This window comes from Paraburkholderia sp. BCC1876 (assembly GCF_902833695.1).
Lineage (GTDB): Bacteria > Pseudomonadota > Gammaproteobacteria > Burkholderiales > Burkholderiaceae > Paraburkholderia.
This window is the reverse complement of record NZ_CADFGI010000010.1, coordinates 34,967-52,004: the sequence shown is the minus strand read 5'-3', so window position 1 is coordinate 52,004 and position 17,038 is coordinate 34,967. Positions and strand designations below refer to the sequence as shown.

The following is a 17,038-nucleotide window of genomic DNA, read 5'->3' as shown; positions in this document are numbered from 1 at the left end:
CTATGAAATGGGTTTCGCGTGGATCTTTTGAACATACCACGTTTGCCGTATCGTTCCTGATGAACGGCAGCCGCCGACGATCATTGACGCCGCAACAACAGGAGAACAGCGATGGAACCCAGACACAACGAGTTCGAGCAGCCGATCGGCGTGCCCGTGCCGGACTGGAAAGGCGCCGAGGCACCCGGGCGCGCGCCGCTGACGGGCCGCTATTGCCGGATCGAACCGGTTGATGTGGAACGTCACGCCGCGGACCTGTACGACGCGTATAGTTCGGCCGCCGATGCGCGCGACTGGACCTATCTGAACGTGGGTCCGTTCGAGAGTCTCGCCGCTTATCGCGAGCATTTGACGCGCATGGCCGCGTCGCCGGATCCGCTGCACCACACGGTGATCGATCTCGCGACCGGCAAGGCGGTCGGCACGCTGGCGCTCATGCGGATCGACCGGGTGAACGGCGTGATCGAAGTGGGGCATGTCACGTATTCGCCGCGTCTGAAGCAGACGCGCATTGCCACCGACGCCATGTTCCTGGTGATGACGCAGGTTTTCGACGTGCTGGGTTATCGCCGCTTCGAATGGAAGTGCGACTCGCTGAACGCGCCGTCGCGCGCCGCCGCGTTGCGTTACGGCTTCACGTTCGAAGGGATCTTCCGGCAGGCGATCGTGTATCACCAGCGCAATCGCGATACCGCGTGGTTTTCAGTGCTCGACGGTGAATGGCCCGCGCTGCGTGCGAGCTATGCACGCTGGCTCGACGCCGGCAATTTCGATGCACAGGGCAAGCAGATCGAACGGCTGGCGCATCTGATCGCGCAGCAGCGGACGGCTTAACCCGCCTTCGGTGCGCGGCGCAGGATGATGGTCGGACTGCCTTTGTAGGGCGTGCGCAACCGTTCGCGGTAGCCGCACTTACGCGCGACACTCAACGACGCCGTGTTTTCCGGCGAAATCAGGCACACGGTGTCCTTGTCCGGCCATTGCGCATCGGCCCAATCGAGCGCGGCGCGCACGGCTTCGGTCGCATAACCGCGGCCATGCAGTGCCGGGTTCAACGCCCAGCCAATTTCAGGCGTGCCCAGCAACGACGGCTCGATCTCACGGTGATAGTCGGCCAGCCCGACTTCGCCGACAAACCGGCCGCTCTGCTTTTCCCGCACCACCCAGTAGCCATAGCCCAGCATCGCCCAATGCCCGGCGTAACGCAGCAGACGCGCCCAGACTTCTTCGCGCGTGAACGGCTTGCCGCCGATGTAGCGGATCACCTCGGAATCGGACCACATCGCGTAGCTGTCGAGGAAGTCGTTGGTGGTGTGCGGGCTCAGGGTCAGGCGGTCGGTGGTGAGGGTGGGTTGGGTGGGCATGGGAATCGGCTTGATGAGTTCAGAAGTCGGACGTTCGATCTTCTCAGATTTGGCGCTCGATGGGTTAGCGGGGACTGCGGAAAACCGGAAAGCGGATAGTTTGCAAGCGCTCTTGCAAGCATCGAATATTTCTCTGCCCGTCCCGTTATTACGTTTACCTAAACGATGGTAAATTTGCGCGTCTGCCCTTGCCATGCTTCATGCACGTCTTCCAGGGGCCGTCCAATCTAACCAGCCCGCAACGGCCGTCCATGCGAAACCGCTTCGTGGGGAAAGGCACGCCTGCGGCGACATGCTGAGAGGCCAGGCATCGCGATGATCGTCGAGAACCCCTTTATATCCATTCTGGATAATCATGGCGACATTGCGCCATTCGTTTCATCCGTTATCGAGGCAGCGGACAGCGATAAAAATGCCCTTGGATTTTTCCCCGCCCGTGTCTTTGCGGACTTTGCGCGAAAAGAGCAACTCCTGGTGGCGGTCGAGCGGCGTGCGGACGGCTTGTTTTATGCGGGTCACCTGCTATTTGAAGCGAGGCATCCAAAAGGGCGCGTGCTGCAAATGTTCGTCGTCCCTGCCTTCAGAAAACGTGGCGTTGCAGCTCGCCTGTTGAGTCACCTCAAGCAACACCTGACAGATCACGCTTTCATCTCCATGTACGCGCGAGTCGGACAGGATATGAGTGAGGCCAACCGCTTCTGGGAAAACCAGGGCTTCTACGTTCAGCGCGTCGTCAAAGGTGGCGAGACAAGAAATCGAACAATCCTCGTCCGCAGTCACGAACTGGACACGCCGCAATTGTTTGCCCCTAGTGGCGTCAGCGCTGCCGATCCGCTCGGGCTCAATTCGACCCAAATGGCGGAGATTCCGCTTTTCCTTCTGGACCTCAATGTGCTCTTCGACCTGGGGCCGCGCAGAAGCAGAAACGAGGAAATCCTGGATCTGTTCAGGCTTGAGCGCGCCGGCTCCTGTCAATTCGCACTCAGCACGGAGATCACCGCCGAGCTTACGCGCACGGCGAGCGTCGGCATCACGGATCCCATGCTGGCCTATGCCCGCATCTTCCCGTCATTCCCTACCCCGTTGGCACACGAGTGGGACGCACTGGCGCCAGAGCTCGCCTCCATCGTCTTTCCGGAGCGGCATCGCGCCAACGCGCTCAGCAGGAACGATATCTCCGACCTACGGCATTTAGCCACGGCCATTCAGCACAGGCTCGCCGGACTGGTCACCAACGACGGATCCATCCTCAACGCCGCAGCAAGGCTCAATGAAAAATACGGTATTCACGTTATTTCGCCCGGTGCTTTCAAGGATCTGAACACGGGAACCGCCAGAGAGGAGAGATTCGAAACGGGGGCGAACGATTCCCTTTCGATCGCCCGCCTCGATCGGTCCGATGAAGCGGAAGTGCTTCAGCTTTTATCCCGACTCGGCGTGCGCAAATCGGCGGTGGTCACGGAGTGGGCCGCGGTCGATTCGAATGAGCGGATTTGCAATCGGTACGGCGTCTGGTCAAACGACCGTCTAGCGGGATACCTGACGTGGCCCAAGACCATGACACCCAACGATATCAGCGCGCACGTGGCCGTAGACGAAACGCAACCGGGAGCGTTGCACGCCGCCGGCATTCTCCTTAGCCATCTGATCGAGCAAGCCACCGTGGCGAGTACGTCGCAAATCAGGCTTGCGTTTCCCCCGCAACAGGCGCAACTACGTGAAATTGCTTCGACGCTCGGCTTTGGCGGATTGGCGGGACAAACATCGCTGACCAAGCTTGCATTGGGAGGCATCGTTACGATGTCGAATTGGGCCGATCGCGCAGACGATATTTATCTGGCTAGCCGGGTGCGCCTGCCTGTTTTGCCACCGCCGCATTGGGAAATCGATCAACAGATTCGCCTTGGCAGACCTGACGGCAATGTCGGACATATCTCCTTGATGGCATTGGAAACCTTGCTTTCTCCCGCGCTCTTCTGTCTGCCCGGACGACCGGCGGTCATTACGCCGCTCCGGCGAGCGTTTGCCGATCATCTGTTAGCGCATTCTCCTCAGAAGAGTCTGCTCCCTCATGCTCGCGCCAAGCTCTACAAAGAGCGGCACTATTTCAGCGGCGTCGCCACGCTGAAGCAATTCAAGCGTGGTAACCTCATTCTCTTCTACGAGTCAGCGAAGAACCGGGGGCTTGGCGCCATTGTCGCGATCGCGCGCGTACAACATGCCTACCTGAAATCCCAGCAGGCGTTGGACAATGCGGACCTCGATCCGTCGGTGCTCGACTCCGCGGGGCTCGAAGCGATCGGTCGGTCCAAAACGAAAACGGTGACCGTGTTCGACAACATCATTCGCCTCGAACGTCCAGTACCACTTTCGACACTGCAGCGCCTCGGCTGCGGCAGTCCGACCAACCTGCTGACCACTCGCGCAATCAATAACACACAGCTTCAAGGAATCCTCGAGGAAGGGTTTGCCCATGGAACATCCCGAACACGTACTCATTTCGCTTGAAGAGCGGCACGCCGAAAACATATTTGCGGGCACCAAGCATGTCGAACTGCGGCGCCGCACGATGAACGTCAAGGCAGGCACCGTCGTCTGGATTTACGTCAAGCTGCCCGTTGGCCGCGTGATCGGTTGCGCAAGAGTGAGCGGTGCACATTCGCTTGCACCCGCTGCGTTATGGCGGCAGTTTGCCGATGTGTGCGGTATCACGCGTCGAGAATTCTTCGACTACTTCGACGGAATTGCCAAGGGCTTCGCCTTGGGATTGCATGATGCGCAGCGCCTTCCCGGCACCGTTTCGCTGACCGAGTTGAGAGAAGCGTCGGAGGGATTCCAGCCTCCGCAGTTCTTTATTCGTATTGCGCCCGACAGCCCGCTACTCAGAGCATTCGAAGGCAAACGTTCATAGGCGATCCGTCGGAAACAACCGCGCATCATGAACCCCCGCCTGCGCTACCTCAGCGCCCTCGTCATCAACGTCGCCTTACCCTGGCTCGCCTACCGGCTCGCGTTCCCGCACTGGGGCCAACTCGGCGCGCTGGCCGCGTCGGCGCTGCCGTTGATCGCGTGGATGAGTTGGGACCTGCTGCACCGTCGTCATTTCGACGCGCTCAGCGCGCTCGTGCTAGTGGGGATTGCGCTGTCGATTCTCGCTGCCGCTTTCGGCAGCAGCCCAAAAATACGCGCGCTCGAAGACCCCATGGTGCTAGCCATGATCGGCGCGCTGTTTCTCGTATCGCTCGCGCTGCGGCGGCCGCTGGTGTTCTATCTCGCCCGCTCGACGATGATGCGCGAAGGCCACCGCGACGCCGAGAACTTTGAAAAGCACTGGCGCGAGCGCCCCACGCTCGCCGCGTATATCCGCCTGATGACGCTCGTCTGGGGCCTCGGCATGATCGGCGAGAACATGGTGCGCACGCTGATCGTCTGGCAATGGCCGAACGACCCGCGCTCGGTGATGGCTTCGGAAGCGGTGCGCTACGGCGTCTATGCCGCGCTAACGGCGTGGACCTTCTGGTGCCGCCGGCGCATCAGGCAAGATGCGCTGCGCTACGCGGACAACGCCGTCACCCCAGCCACGCCGCCGCTCGCCAATTCATAAATCACGCGCTCACGCCAACTCGAGAAAACGCGCCAGACACGGATTGCGATTCGCCGGCGACCACGCCAGCACCTGCTCGATCAAAGGCGCATCGACCAACGGCCGGAACACCACGCCCGCGAGTTGCGCCTTGCGCATCGAAGCCGGCACCAGGGCCACGCCCACGCCTTCATCGACGAGACTCAGCACGGTCTGCTGCAACTGCACCTCGAAGCGGATATCCGGTTCGAAACCGCCCGACCGGCAATGATCGAGAATCGCGGCACGCAAACCCGGCGCGACTTCCGACGAAGCGAGCACGAACGGTTCCCCCGCCAGTTGCGCAATCTTCAGCCGCCGGGCACGCGCCCGTGGATGCCCGCGCGACAGCGCAACGCACAACGGTTCGCTCAGGATCGTGCGCGTGGCCAACCCTTTGTCCGGCAGGTTCGGAAACATGATGGCCGCGTCGATCTGTCCCGCCAGCACCTGCGCGGCCAGATCGTTCGATACGACTTCACGCAGATTCAACGCCACGTCGGGAAACGCCGCGCCGAACACCCGTGCATAACCCGGCACAACGCTGTACGCCGCGCACATCGTGAAGCCGATCGCGAGCTTGCCGGCGTCGCCATGCGCCGCCGCTTGCGCGTTGTTCACCGCCTGATCGAGCGAGGCGAGAATCGCCTTCGCGTCGGCGTAAAACCGCTCACCCGCCGCGGTCAACGTCACGCTGCGCGGACTGCGCTCGATCAGCACAACGCCGAGGTTCGCCTCCAGCGCCGCCAGTTGCCGGCTCAATGGCGGCTGCGACAGATTCAGACGCGCCGCGGCTCGGCCAAAATGGCGCGTCTCGGCCAGCGTCACGAAGTAGCGTAGCGGCTTGAAATCGATCACGATGCGCCTACCCGAAATGACGATACTAAAAAGGTATCGTCGGACTCGAAAAACAGTATTGGATTGTATCAACGCAAGCCACTACGCTGGCGGATCGTCCTTTTTCCAAAGCCGTTCGCCCCGATGTTAGCCACCCTCGAAATTCTGCTCCCCGTTTTCGGTTTGATTTTCGCGGGCTTCGCCTGCCGCCGGCGCGGCGTGCTCGGACCGAACTCCGCGTCGGAGCTGAATCGATTCGTGGTCTGGCTCGCGCTGCCGGCGCTGCTGTTCGATACGATGGCTCGCGCCACCTGGCAGCAGTTGTATCAGCCGGCCTTCGTCGCGACCTTCTCGATTGCGTGCGTCGCCGTGTTCCTGCTGATCCTCGCACTGCGTCTGATGAACGGCAGGCATCTCGCCGATGCCAGCGTCGATGCGATCGCGGCGTCGTATCCGAACACGGGCTATATCGGCTTTCCTCTGGCGCTGATCGCATTTGGTCCCGCCAGCCTCACGCCGACCACGATCGCCACGATCCTCGTCGCCTGCGTGCTGTTCGCGTTCGCGATCGTGCTGATCGAAGTCGGCCTGCAGACCGAACGCGCGCCGCACAAGCTGGGTCTGAAAGTGCTGCGCGCGCTGGCGCGCAATCCGCTGATCGTGTCGCCGATCGCGGGCATGCTGCTGGCGAGCTTTCACGTCGCCATGCCGGCCAGCGCGGAGACGTTTCTGAAGTTGCTGAGCGGCGCGGCGAGTCCGTGCGCGCTGGTGAGCCTCGGCTTGTTCCTCGCCGAAAAGCGGCCGTCGGAGAGCGGCGCGCGAGGCGTTGCGCTGCTGCTGACCGGCGTCAAGCTGGTGGCGCAGCCGGCGCTGACCTGGTGGCTCGCGGCGCGGGTCTTCGGGCTGTCGCCCACGCTGGTCGAAATGGCCGTGGTGCTGGCTGCGCTGCCCACCGGCACCGGCCCGTTCATGCTCGCCGAGTTCTACGAGCGCGAGGCGCACATCACGTCGCGGACCATTTTGATGTCCACGGCCGGCTCCGTGATCACGCTGTCGGCGCTGCTGCTGTTGATGGGGCACCGCACCTGACGCAAGCCGCGCCGCGCGCTATGCTTCGGCCACGGACCGCCACGGTCCGCGATCCTCATTCGCGAAGCGCGACCCGAGCCGCCTGCCACCACCGTGCCCAAAGCCCGCCCTCCTGAACTCCGCGACGCCGCCGGCGCCGGCGCGCTCGCGCGCCACTACCCGCGCGGGCTGCGCATCGAGCCGCACTCGCACACGTGGGCGCAAGTGCTGTACGCGGTGTCGGGCGTGATGTGGGTCGAAGTCAGCCGCGAGGCGCTGGTCGTGCCGCCGCAACGCGCGGTCTGGCTGCCGGGCGGCACGCCACATTCCATTCACATGATGAGCGACGTGGAGATGCGCAACCTCTACTTCCACGAGCGCAATGTCGGCCATTTGAGCCGCCGCAGCGACGTGTTCGAAGTGAACGGTCTGCTGCGCGAGCTGATCACGTCGATCGCGGAACACGAGCGCACGCAAACAGGCGATGAGGCCTATCTCGAAGCCGCCTATCGTCTCGCCGTGCTGGAGTTGGGACGCGCGCCGCGTTCGTCGCTGCGCATCGCGCTGCCCGACGCGTCGGACCGGCGTCTCGAAGCGCTCTGCCGCGCAGTGATCGGGAACCCGTCGATCTCGATCAGCTTCGAGCAGCATGCGGCGTCGGTCGGCGCGAGCGTGCGGACCCTGGCGCGGCTCTTCACGCGCGAACTGGGTGTGGGCTTCGCCGAATGGCGACGGCAGGTGCAACTGGCGGTCGCCGTTTCCGGGCTCGCCGAAGGACGCCCGGTGAGCAGCATCGCGCGTGAACTCGGTTTCCAGCCGAGCAGCTTCAGCGACATGTTCCGGCGCGAGTTGGGCGCGCCGCCTACCGGCTTCGATCCGGGCGGCACGCTGGGAGAAGCGACGGCGGCTTCGGTAGCGGCGGCGGAGCCCGAGCAGGTGAAATCCGGGCGGCGCTGAAAGCTAGCCCGCAATGCGTAGCGCAACGCGCGTATTGAAGACTCCGCGTGCGGCCTCTGATGCCGTATCCCTCGCTCCGCGTCTTGTCCGAAATTCGAAAGTGTTTGTCATGACACCGCCCTTCCGGCCATCTACACTAGCCTCAATCCGCTGCTCATGCAGCCCGAGACCCAACAGGAGCGACACGCGATGAAAGCCATTCAATTCAAGTCCTTCGGCAACCCGGAAGTACTCGAACACACCGATCTGCCCGCCTTGCAAGCCGATGCGGACAACGTGGTCGTGCAGGTCAAGGCCGCCTCGGTGAACCCGAGCGACGTCAAGAACGTCTCCGGCCATTTCGAACACACGGTGTTGCCGCGCACGCCGGGGCGCGACTTCAGCGGCGTGGTGGTGGACGGCCCGAAGGCCTGGATCGGCGCCGACGTCTGGGGCACCGGCGGCGATATCGGCTTCACCCGCGACGGCACGCATGCCGAGTTCATCAAGATTCCGCTCGCCGCGTTGTCGCGCAAACCCAAAACGCTGAGCCACGCAGAAGCCTCCGCGATCGGTGTGAACTTCGTCGTCGCTTGGCTGGGCACCGTCGAATATGCGCATCTGCAGGCGGGCGAAACCATAGCGGTGATCGGCGCGGGCGGAGGCGTAGGCGGTGCGGTGGTGCAGATCGCGAAGGCGCGCGGTGCGCGCGTCATTGGGGTGGATCGTCATCCGCTGGATCCGGAAACGCCCGCAGGCCGTTTGATCGATGACTACGTGCCGTTCGACGACCAGGCCGCCGAACGCGTGCGCGCATTGACCGGCGGCGCAGGTGCGGACGTGGTGTACGACACCGTGGGCGGCGTGGCATTCGAGACCGCGCTGAGCCTCGTCAAACGTCGCGGCCGGGTGCTTGAAATCAGCGGCACGGGCAAGCGCCGGGTCGAGTTCGATCTGATCGACTTCTATCACAACGAGACACAACTGCTCGGCGTGGATAGCGCCAAACTCGGCGTCGCGGAATCGGCGCCGTTGATGACGGCCTTGGTCGAAGGCTTCGAAAGCGGCCAGTTGACCGGCCCGGCCATCGCGCAGACCTTCCCGCTCGCCCAGGCGCGCGAAGCCTATGCCGCCGTGGCCGGCGGCACACGTGGCCGGGTCGTCATCACGATGTAACGGCTGCCGCGAGCGCGGCGGCGTGACAGCCGCCCGGCTCGCGTCGCTCATAACAGGAACAACCAACATGAAAGCGTATCTGGTCTCACTGGCCGCCGGTGTGGTGGTCGGATTGATCTACAGCGTGATGAACGTGAAGTCGCCGGCGCCGCCGACCATCGCACTGGTCGGACTGCTCGGCATGCTGGGCGGCGAACACGTGATTCCGCTCGTGCGCACCTGGCTGGCAGCAGGTCTGCATTGATCGCGCTGGGCACCTTTCCCATCCTCGGGCGTCACACGCTAAGATTGAGCCCGCCGGGCTCACGCGCCACATAACGGTGCGCGCTCAGCGCGCGCTACCATCCGGCGCGCCGCCCGAAGACGACAAGAAAGCATTGCCTCGGAGAATCAGATGTCTGAAGAGTTTGAAGTGCATGGTCCGCACGATCATGCAGTGGAACACGCCGGTCACCACGACGAAGACCCGTTCGCGAGCCGTATGGCCGTGATGACGGCGATCCTTGCGACGATCGGCGCGCTGTGCGCCTATCAAAGCGGCAACAGCGAAAATCTCGCGCTGTACTACAAGAACGAAGCCGCGATTAAAAAGACCGAAGCGTCGAACCAATGGAACTACTACCAGGCCAAGGGCGAGAAACAGAATCTCGCTGAACTCGGCGCGGCGTTGTCCACCGGCAATAGCGACGCTCACACGAAATTCCTCGCCGACGTCGACAAATACAAGTCGCAGAAAGAACCGATCCGCGCGAAGGCCGAGGCGATCGAAAAAGACGTCGTGGACAACGACGCCAAAAGCGAAGCGCTGTTGCACGGACATCATCGCTGGGCGCAAGCCACCACGCTGATTCAGGTGGCTATCGCGCTGTGCGCGATCACGTTGCTGACCCGCAAGAAATGGCTGCGCAATCTGTCGTTCGTGGTTGCGGCGGCGGGCGTGATCACCGGCGCCATGGCGCTTCTGTCGGCCTGACGTGCGCAAATGTCGCGCGGCCGGTTTCAAGGCCGCGCGACGCGCATGACAGCGTGTCGCGTCGCACGTCCTTACTGCTCCAGAACCAGTTGGCCTTTAAAGAGATACCCGCTCACCCCACCTCATGACATAAATTAAGGATGCCGGATTAATTCACACACGAATGCGGAGGCGAATGTCCATGCAATCGTGAAGTCCGGCGCAATCCGTCATGGAGGAATCACCGTGAGCAAAACCACTGAGCTAACCGGCGCGGGCGTTGCCCATCTCGACGAAAGCATTCTGCTGCCGCAACTCGGCTGTCCGGCGGGCAGCATCGGCATCGCGGTCGGCGATATGCTGGAGCATTCGAATCGCGCCGTCATCGAAGCGTCGTTCGAACTGCTCGATCTGCACGCCAACGAACGCATTCTCGAAGTGGGTCTCGGCAACGGCGCACATGTTCCGTTCGTGCTGGACCAAGCCGCCGGGGTGCATTACACCGGCGTCGATATCTCGCCCACCATGATCGCCGTGGCACGTTGCCGCAATGCGGCCTATGTCCGCGACGGTATCGTGACGCTCGAAACCGCCGACGTCATCGCCATGCCCTTTTCAACCGCGTCGTTCGACAAGGCGATCACGATCAACAGCACGTATTTCTGGCCCAAGCTCACGGCCGGTCTGAAGAGCATGCGCCGCGCGCTGCGCGTGGACGGCACGCTGGTGATCGCGGCCATCACGCCGGAAGCCGCGGTTGAAATGCCATTCGCGGATTACGGCTTCGCCGTGCATGATGCGGCAACGTTGGAAGCAGCGTGCGTGGAAGCGGGCTTCGACGATATCGGCATCACCCGTTATCTCGAACCGTTAGCCGATCCGCCGCAGGACACCGGGCAGCGTGAGTTCTATCTGCTGCGGGCCGTTGCTGTGTGACATCGCGGCACGCAACGCACGTGCTCGCGGCGCATCGCGCTCCACTCAAGACGCCATGCCACGAGCACGTTCGAGCAACAACGCCCGCTCACGCGCGTTGCGCGTCATCGCCGCCGCGCGCTCGAACTCCGCGCGCGCCTCACTCACGCGGCCGAGTTTCGCCAGCAGATCGCCACGCACGCTCGGCAGCCACTGATAGTTCGCGAGCGAGGCATCGGCGGCGAGCGCGTCGACGATCTCCAGCCCCGCCGCCGGACCGAACGCCATGCCCACGGCTACCGCCCGGTTCAACTCGACCACCGGCGAAGGCGCGACCTGCGCCAACGCGTCGTATAACGCGACGATCTGCGCCCAGTCCGTATCTTCCGCACGGCGGGCGCGAGCGTGACACGCCGCCAGCGCGGCCTGCAGCGCATACGTGCCGCTCGCGCCGCCCAGCGCGTGCGCGGCGTCGAGCGCGGTCAGCCCGCGACGAATCAGCAGCGGGTCCCAACGGCTACGATCCTGATCGAGCAATAACACCGGGCGGCCCTGTGCATCGGTACGCGCATGAGTACGCGACGCCTGAATCTCCATCAACGCGACCAGGCCATGCACTTCGCTTTCGTCCGGCACGAGGCCGCTGAGCACGCGGCCCAGTCGCAGCGCTTCCTCGCAGAGCGCCGGGCGCATCCAGTCGTCGCCGGCCGTGGCCGAATAGCCTTCGTTGAAGATCAGATAGATCACCTGCAGCACCGACGCGAGCCGCGACGCGCGCGCGTCCGCTTGCGGCACTTCGAACGGCACCTTGGCCGCTGTCAGCGTGCGTTTGGCCCGCACAATGCGCTGCGCGACGGTCGGCTCGGGCACCAGGAACGCACGCGCGATTTCGTCCGTGGTGAGACCGCCGAGCAGGCGTAGCGTGAGCGCGACGCGGGCGTCGGTGGACAGCACCGGGTGACACGCGGTGAACACCAGCCGCAGCAGATCGTCGCCGATATCGTCGGCACGGGCGGCATCGAGAGCGTCGACGAAATCCGGCACGAGATGCGCCTCCAATGCGTCGAGGTCATGGCCCAGTTCTTCACGCTTGCGCGCATGCAGCGTTTCCTGCCGCAAGCGGTCGAGCGCACGGTTTTTCGCGGTCGCCATTAGCCACGCTCCCGGATTGTCGGGGACGCCCGCCTCGGGCCAATGCTCGAGCGCGGCCACCAGCGCGTCTTGCGCCAGCTCTTCGGCGAGCCCCACGTCACGCACGATCCGGGCGACGTGGGCGATGACCTTGGCGGATTCGATCCGCCAGACTGCCTCGATGGCACGATGGGTGGCCGGTATCGTCACAGCGTCAGCCCGCTGCCTTGCCGTTCGGATCCATGTAGATCAGCTCCCAGATATGTCCGTCGATATCTTCGAAACCGTGGCCGTACATGAAGCCATAGTCCTGCGGCGCGCGCGGCACGGCACCACCGGCGGCGCGTGCCTTCGCCACGAGGGCATCCACCTCGCCGCGGCTTTCGCACGACAACCCTACCAAGGCCTCGGTGCTCTCCTTCGGATTGCACAGCGGCTTGCGCGTGAAGGACTTGAACAGCGCCTTGACCAGCAGCATCGCGTAGAGGTTTTCGCCGAGGATCAGACAGGCGGCTTGCTCGTTGGTGAACTGCGGATCGAAGCTGAAACCGATGGTGCTGAAAAACGCTTTCGAGCGTTCAAGGTCGTCGACGGCGAGATTGACGTAAATCTGCTTATGCATGATGGCATCCATGAATCATGGTTATCGGACGGGCGGCAAACGCTCAGCGCCGGTTCGCTTCCAGATCGCGAAGCCGCGCCAGTTCCGCGTTGGGCTCGAAGTCGTCGAGTTCGAACAGTTGCCGCACTTCGATTTCACCGTCGGCGTGTTCGCCGAACGGCGCCGGATAGCGCCGCGCCCACTCCATGGCTTCTTCGCGCGAGCGCACCTGAATCAGCGTATAGCCGGCAATCAGTTCTTTGGTTTCGGCGAACGGGCCGTCGACCACGGTCCGCTTGCCGCCGCTGTAGCGAACGCGCCAGCCCTTCGAACTCGCTTGCAGACCGGTGGCGTCGAGCAGCACGCCGGCCTTGGCCAGCTCTTCGTGATAGGCGCCCATTGCCGCCATCAGGGACGCCTCCGGCATCACGCCGGCTTCGCTGGCAGCCGTTGCCTTAACCAGAATCATGAATCGCATGCCGTTCTCCTTGTGCGTGGTGAGAAACGGAGCCGCGCAAATGGGCGGCGGCTCCTTACTCACACGACGAGTAACCCGCCACCGGATCGACAGCCGAACCGGCATGCCAGGGAAAACCCCAAACCAAAGAACGGCAGCGAGGCGAATCGCCTACATGAAGCACGGCCCGAGCTTGCGGACCTCAACCGTGCACCACGAGGCCGCCGGGCAGGCCTCGGCGATCGCCACGGCTTCTTCGCGGGTGTCGCAATTGAGCAGGAAAAAGCCGCCGATCATTTCCTTGGCTTCGGCGAATGGGCCGTCGAGCAGTTTCGGCTGGCCGTCGCGCACCTGGACGCGCACGGCGTCGTTCAACGACGTGAGCGATTCGACCGCCAGCAATTTGCCGCGCTCTTTCAGGTTCGTGGCGTAACGCACCATCTGATCGTAGACTTCGCGCCCAGCGGCTTCACCGCGTTCGACGCGCTGATTGGTGGGTTCGACGATGAGCAGCATGTAAGACATGGCGTCTCCGATTAATCGCCCCGCCGGCATGAACGCCCGGCAGGCGGATGGCGGCAAAGGTCGCGCTTGCGGCGAGTGTGGGCAGCCAGTCTAACAAGCGTGAAAGACTCCGGCAAACCCCATCCGGCACGGGAACCGCAGCCGCTCGTGGCCTTTACGAGGACTCGTAATATCCGCAGCGCATAGGGATTTACTTTTGCCATGCGACACGGTAACGACGCTTTGAAGTATTCTCCGAACTCGTTAAAGTCGGCCGGCAAAAATGCCGTTTATGGTTTAGCGACTGCAGATAATCGGATTCTTTCGGTTTGGCTACACAACACGACAGCACGGCGGATAGCGGCGCACTCATCGGCATAATCGGCCGGCAAAAACAAACGACTCCAATAATCAGAGCATCGGGGAACCTCATGTATCGATCGTCAGTGCGCACCGCTCTCGCGGCCGCCGCAGCTTTGGCCTTTTTCCAGCTCAGCGGTTGCAGCGGCGGCGGCGGTTCCAGCACCGCCTCGTCGGGCACGCAGACTGTCACCGCCAGTTCGGTCAGCGGCACGGTCGCCTCCGGCAGTCCGCTCGTCGGGGCCAACGTCACGCTCATCGACGCGACCGGCACGAAGGTCAGCACGACCAGCGGCGCGCAGGGCGCGTACACGATCGCCGTGAAGGGTCTGACCGCGCCGTTCGTGATCGTCGCCACCGACGCCGCCGGGCTCTCCTCGCCGCTCGTCTCCGTGCTCGCCAGACTGCCCAACGGCACGGCGCCGGCGGTCGCCAACGTGACCACGCTGACCACCGCGATCGCCGCGATGCTGACCGCCTCGGGCAACCCGATCGACCTCACGGCGAGCGCGGCGCTCGCCCAGGTGACGCTGCAGCAGGTGCAGATCGCCACCATCACGCTCGACACGATCCTGACGAACCTCCTCGCGCAGAACGGCATTCAGGCGGCGGGCTTCGATCCGATCGGCACCGCCTTCACGCCGAACCATACCGGCGCGGACGCGGTGATCGATTCGGTGTTAGTCGCGAGCGCGCCGAGTGGCGGCCTGTCGCTGGCTTCGAACGCGGCGCCGGGTACGACCTTGTTGCTGAACAAACAGACCGGCCTGTCGACCATGCTTGCCGCGCCGCCTGCCGCGGCCAATTATCTGGAGCCGCTCGCCACGCTGCTCACGGCCTGCGCCGCGTCCGGCACACTCAACACGTCCTGTTCGCCGGCGATCGACGCCGCGTTCGTGGAGAACGGGTCAAACGACCTCGCCACCGGCCACAACCTGCCGGACGCGCTGTTCACCGGCGCGGTGTTCGGCTCGCCGAAGACGCTGGCGTTTCTCACGCGCAACGGCAAGCAGATGGCGTTCGTGCAGTTGCCGTTCACGCTCGCGAGCGGCAACATCGGCGGCGTGCTGTACACGTTCGTGCAACAGCTCGCGACGCCGGTCACGCTGGCCAACGGCACGCAACTCGGTTGGGATCTGATCGGCAATCAATCGCAATTCGCCGTGTCGATCAATTCGCAGATCGCGCGCCGCACCTTCCTCGATACGCGACTCGCCGACGTCAATCACTACGAGTCCGGTCTCACGATTTCAATTCCGAGCGCGTTGAATCCGACGGTGTATTCGGCGTCCGTCACCGGACCGGGACTCGCCGCGCCGGTCTGGCTGATGCCGCGCAACGCGGTGGGCAACAGCCTGCTGGGGATCTCGGATACGCCGCTCAGCGCCGCGCCGGTCTCGCCTGCCGTGACCAACAGCAACACGTCGTTGTACCGTTGGTCATGGCAATCGCTGTCGTCGACGGCGAGCTTCGCGCCGCCTGCGTCGACCGGCTATTACGCGCCCCAATCGATCGATGCGAGCACGGTGCCGCCCTTTGCCACTTACACGGTCACGTTCTACGACAAAAACGGCGCGCTGCTCGGCCAGTCGTCGGTGGTCAACCCGGGCAGTCCGCTGAACGCGACGGCGGGCGGCACGGTCGCATGGCCCTCGCTGCTGCCGGACTTCGCGACGCAATTCCTGACGCCGGGCGGCTCGCTGGCCGCGTCGCAGTACGCGATGAGCGTGACGTGGTCGAGCCTCGTGAACGGTCAGAATCTCGCGTATCCGGTGACGTCGGTGCAGATTCAGACGACCGGCATGGCCGCCGCCGGACCGTTCGACGTCGACGGCTTCTCCGTCGGCGCGCCGAACAACACCACGTTCGGCCAGTATCAGACCACCGTCAGCGCCGGGATCAATTCGCTCGGCGTGCAGACTTGCGTGAACTGCCAGTTCACGCCGCTGCAGACCGGCAATTCACGGCTCGTGCAGTTGAGCGGTGCGCAGAGTGGGATTAGCTATTACGACATCACGCGGTATAACGACTAGCGTGTGATGTGATCGCCAGCTTGAATGGGCGATTGATTGCCGAACGTTAAAACGCCCCGCGAGGGGGGTTCTCGTTTGTCGGTGTCAGCGCATTGCGCGCTTCACCGGTTCGCGCGTCACGACCCGCGACGCCCGTCGTTGAACTCCACCGATCGTTTCTGCCGCTCATCGACGCTGAGCGCGAACACATCCGGCCGCGAGTAATGCCCCACGACGTCGAAGTCGTAACGCGCGCGAATCAGTTCGTCCGTGTCGATTTCCGCGACGACCAGACCCGTCTCGCCGAGCAACGGTCCGGCAAGAATATCCCCGAGCGGCCCGACGATCACGCTGCCGCCATTGATCAAACGACGGTTGTCATCCCAGTCGGGCACGCTGATGCCCAACGCCTTGGGCGACGGCTGCACCTGGCATGCGCTGATCACGAAACAGCGTCCCTCATGGGCGATGTGGCGCATGGAGCATTGCCAGATCTCGCGTTCGTCGACCGTCGGCGCGCACCAGATCTGCACGCCCTTGGCGTACATCGCGGTGCGCAGCAGCGGCATGTGGTTTTCCCAGCAGATCGCGGTACCGAGACGCCCCACGCGCGAGTCGACGACGGGCAGCGTCGAGCCGTCGCCTTGCCCCCAGATCAGGCGCTCGGTGCCGGTCGGCATCAGCTTGCGGTGTTTCGCGACCAGTCCGGCGCCCGGCTCGAAGAACAGCGCGGTGCAGTACAGCGTGTTGCCGGACCGCTCGATCACGCCGATCACAATGGACGCGTCACATCGCGTGGAGAAGGCGGCGAGTTCGTCGGTCTCGGGGCCGGGCACATCGATCGCGTTGCGGAAGTAATCGGCGAACGCCTCGCGTCCTTCGGGCAAGCGATAGCCGAGACGCGTGCCGAAAATCTCGCCTTTCGGGTAGCCGCCCAGCAACGCTTCGGGCAACACGACCACGGACGCGCCCGTCGCCCGAATCTCAGCCTCATAGGCAAGGATGTTCTCGAGGGTGTCCTGCTTACCCTTGGGCGACGACCCGATTTGCAGCGCGGCGACTTTCGACCTGGACATGATTGATTGAACCGGTAATGGGATGTC

Annotated in this window: 18 protein-coding genes; 11 read left to right on the top strand and 7 right to left on the bottom strand. The window is 63.6% G+C overall.

From position 1 onward, the window contains the following. The first annotated feature begins 111 nt into the window (after nt 1–111). The gene (locus HWY05_RS29260; protein ID WP_176060501.1) at nt 112–834 is read left to right on the top strand and encodes a GNAT family protein; all 723 of its coding nucleotides are present in this window, start codon (nt 112–114) and stop codon (nt 832–834) included. On the opposite strand, the gene HWY05_RS29255 is transcribed toward HWY05_RS29260, so the two are convergent. Further along, nucleotides 831–1,364: a GNAT family N-acetyltransferase gene (locus HWY05_RS29255; protein ID WP_176060500.1), complete on the bottom strand. Its 534-nt coding sequence runs from the start codon at nt 1,362–1,364 to the stop codon at nt 831–833. The two genes, HWY05_RS29260 and HWY05_RS29255, sit on opposite strands and share 4 nt — an antisense overlap. 315 nt (nt 1,365–1,679) lie before the next feature. On the opposite strand from HWY05_RS29255, the gene HWY05_RS29250 reads away from it, so the two are divergent. From HWY05_RS29250 to HWY05_RS29240, 3 genes are read left to right on the top strand one after another with little or no spacing between them, the layout of a single operon-like run. Beyond that, nucleotides 1,680–3,872, top strand: a complete 2,193-nt coding sequence (locus tag HWY05_RS29250; protein ID WP_176060499.1) for a GNAT family N-acetyltransferase — start codon at nt 1,680–1,682, stop codon at nt 3,870–3,872. After that, entirely contained in the window at nt 3,838–4,275 is a 438-nt protein-coding gene (locus HWY05_RS29245; RefSeq protein WP_035560258.1) for a transcriptional regulator, read from the top strand. Before HWY05_RS29250 ends, HWY05_RS29245 begins: the two co-directional genes overlap by 35 nt. A gap of 27 nt (nt 4,276–4,302) precedes the next feature. Then, nucleotides 4,303–4,968: a VC0807 family protein gene (locus HWY05_RS29240; protein ID WP_176060498.1), complete on the top strand. Its 666-nt coding sequence runs from the start codon at nt 4,303–4,305 to the stop codon at nt 4,966–4,968. A 9-nt stretch (nt 4,969–4,977) separates the two neighbouring features. Here the strand turns inward: HWY05_RS29240 and HWY05_RS29235 are convergent, their stop codons facing one another. Continuing rightward, nucleotides 4,978–5,844, bottom strand: coding sequence for a LysR family transcriptional regulator (locus HWY05_RS29235; RefSeq protein ID WP_035560264.1), 867 nt, complete (start codon nt 5,842–5,844; stop codon nt 4,978–4,980). A 123-nt stretch (nt 5,845–5,967) separates the two neighbouring features. On the opposite strand from HWY05_RS29235, the gene HWY05_RS29230 reads away from it, so the two are divergent. From HWY05_RS29230 to HWY05_RS29205, 6 genes are all read left to right on the top strand, one after another. Next, on the top strand, nt 5,968–6,912 hold the full coding sequence (locus HWY05_RS29230; RefSeq protein ID WP_176060497.1) for an AEC family transporter: 945 nt from the start codon (nt 5,968–5,970) through the stop codon (nt 6,910–6,912). Nucleotides 6,913–7,005: 93 nt separating this feature from the next. Beyond that, nucleotides 7,006–7,848 (top strand): helix-turn-helix transcriptional regulator, encoded by an 843-nt coding sequence (locus HWY05_RS29225; protein ID WP_176060496.1) that lies wholly within the window; start codon nt 7,006–7,008, stop codon nt 7,846–7,848. A 189-nt stretch (nt 7,849–8,037) separates the two neighbouring features. After that, the gene (locus tag HWY05_RS29220) at nt 8,038–9,003 is read left to right on the top strand and encodes a zinc-binding alcohol dehydrogenase family protein (protein WP_176060495.1); all 966 of its coding nucleotides are present in this window, start codon (nt 8,038–8,040) and stop codon (nt 9,001–9,003) included. 67 nt (nt 9,004–9,070) lie between these two features. After that, nucleotides 9,071–9,247 (top strand): DUF1427 family protein, encoded by a 177-nt coding sequence (locus HWY05_RS29215; RefSeq protein ID WP_035560274.1) that lies wholly within the window; start codon nt 9,071–9,073, stop codon nt 9,245–9,247. A gap of 150 nt (nt 9,248–9,397) precedes the next feature. Beyond that, the gene (locus HWY05_RS29210; protein WP_035560277.1) at nt 9,398–9,976 is read left to right on the top strand and encodes a DUF4337 domain-containing protein; all 579 of its coding nucleotides are present in this window, start codon (nt 9,398–9,400) and stop codon (nt 9,974–9,976) included. Between the two features lie 225 nt (nt 9,977–10,201). Next, entirely contained in the window at nt 10,202–10,891 is a 690-nt protein-coding gene (locus HWY05_RS29205; RefSeq protein WP_176060494.1) for a class I SAM-dependent methyltransferase, read from the top strand. A gap of 45 nt (nt 10,892–10,936) precedes the next feature. On the opposite strand, the gene HWY05_RS29200 is transcribed toward HWY05_RS29205, so the two are convergent. The 4 genes from HWY05_RS29200 to HWY05_RS29185 all read right to left on the bottom strand — a co-directional run bounded on the left by HWY05_RS29200 (nt 10,937) and on the right by HWY05_RS29185 (nt 13,584). Next, nucleotides 10,937–12,211 carry an RNA polymerase sigma factor gene (locus HWY05_RS29200; protein WP_176060493.1) on the bottom strand — a complete coding sequence of 425 codons (1,275 nt, stop codon included), beginning with the start codon at nt 12,209–12,211 and terminating at the stop codon, nt 10,937–10,939. Between the two features lie 4 nt (nt 12,212–12,215). Further along, entirely contained in the window at nt 12,216–12,623 is a 408-nt protein-coding gene (locus HWY05_RS29195; RefSeq protein ID WP_035560286.1) for a VOC family protein, read from the bottom strand. 43 nt (nt 12,624–12,666) lie between these two features. Continuing rightward, on the bottom strand, nt 12,667–13,080 hold the full coding sequence (locus HWY05_RS29190) for a YciI family protein (protein WP_035560289.1): 414 nt from the start codon (nt 13,078–13,080) through the stop codon (nt 12,667–12,669). A 150-nt stretch (nt 13,081–13,230) separates the two neighbouring features. Further along, a complete protein-coding gene (locus HWY05_RS29185; protein WP_035560292.1) occupies nt 13,231–13,584 on the bottom strand; it encodes a YciI family protein in 354 nt (117 codons plus the stop codon). A 410-nt stretch (nt 13,585–13,994) separates the two neighbouring features. Here HWY05_RS29185 and HWY05_RS29180 point away from each other — a divergent pair, with 410 nt between their 5' ends. Further along, nucleotides 13,995–15,956 carry a carboxypeptidase-like regulatory domain-containing protein gene (locus HWY05_RS29180; protein WP_176060492.1) on the top strand — a complete coding sequence of 654 codons (1,962 nt, stop codon included), beginning with the start codon at nt 13,995–13,997 and terminating at the stop codon, nt 15,954–15,956. A gap of 116 nt (nt 15,957–16,072) precedes the next feature. On the opposite strand, the gene HWY05_RS29175 is transcribed toward HWY05_RS29180, so the two are convergent. Next, entirely contained in the window at nt 16,073–17,011 is a 939-nt protein-coding gene (locus HWY05_RS29175) for a carbon-nitrogen hydrolase family protein (protein ID WP_176060491.1), read from the bottom strand. Between the last annotated feature and the right edge of the window lie 27 nt (nt 17,012–17,038).

What these genes read in the sequence shown, in the direction of transcription:
- HWY05_RS29260 (WP_176060501.1), top strand. Translation starts at nt 112, where the DNA reads ATGGAACCCAGACACAACGAGTTCGAGCAGCCGATCGGCGTGCCCGTG.
- HWY05_RS29255 (WP_176060500.1), bottom strand. Translation starts at nt 1,364, where the DNA reads ATGCCCACCCAACCCACCCTCACCACCGACCGCCTGACCCTGAGCCCG.
- HWY05_RS29250 (WP_176060499.1), top strand. Translation starts at nt 1,680, where the DNA reads ATGATCGTCGAGAACCCCTTTATATCCATTCTGGATAATCATGGCGAC.
- HWY05_RS29245 (WP_035560258.1), top strand. Translation starts at nt 3,838, where the DNA reads ATGGAACATCCCGAACACGTACTCATTTCGCTTGAAGAGCGGCACGCC.
- HWY05_RS29240 (WP_176060498.1), top strand. Translation starts at nt 4,303, where the DNA reads ATGAACCCCCGCCTGCGCTACCTCAGCGCCCTCGTCATCAACGTCGCC.
- HWY05_RS29230 (WP_176060497.1), top strand. Translation starts at nt 5,968, where the DNA reads ATGTTAGCCACCCTCGAAATTCTGCTCCCCGTTTTCGGTTTGATTTTC.
- HWY05_RS29220 (WP_176060495.1), top strand. Translation starts at nt 8,038, where the DNA reads ATGAAAGCCATTCAATTCAAGTCCTTCGGCAACCCGGAAGTACTCGAA.
- HWY05_RS29215 (WP_035560274.1), top strand. Translation starts at nt 9,071, where the DNA reads ATGAAAGCGTATCTGGTCTCACTGGCCGCCGGTGTGGTGGTCGGATTG.
- HWY05_RS29210 (WP_035560277.1), top strand. Translation starts at nt 9,398, where the DNA reads ATGTCTGAAGAGTTTGAAGTGCATGGTCCGCACGATCATGCAGTGGAA.
- HWY05_RS29195 (WP_035560286.1), bottom strand. Translation starts at nt 12,623, where the DNA reads ATGCATAAGCAGATTTACGTCAATCTCGCCGTCGACGACCTTGAACGC.
- HWY05_RS29190 (WP_035560289.1), bottom strand. Translation starts at nt 13,080, where the DNA reads ATGCGATTCATGATTCTGGTTAAGGCAACGGCTGCCAGCGAAGCCGGC.
- HWY05_RS29185 (WP_035560292.1), bottom strand. Translation starts at nt 13,584, where the DNA reads ATGTCTTACATGCTGCTCATCGTCGAACCCACCAATCAGCGCGTCGAA.
- HWY05_RS29180 (WP_176060492.1), top strand. Translation starts at nt 13,995, where the DNA reads ATGTATCGATCGTCAGTGCGCACCGCTCTCGCGGCCGCCGCAGCTTTG.
- HWY05_RS29175 (WP_176060491.1), bottom strand. Translation starts at nt 17,011, where the DNA reads ATGTCCAGGTCGAAAGTCGCCGCGCTGCAAATCGGGTCGTCGCCCAAG.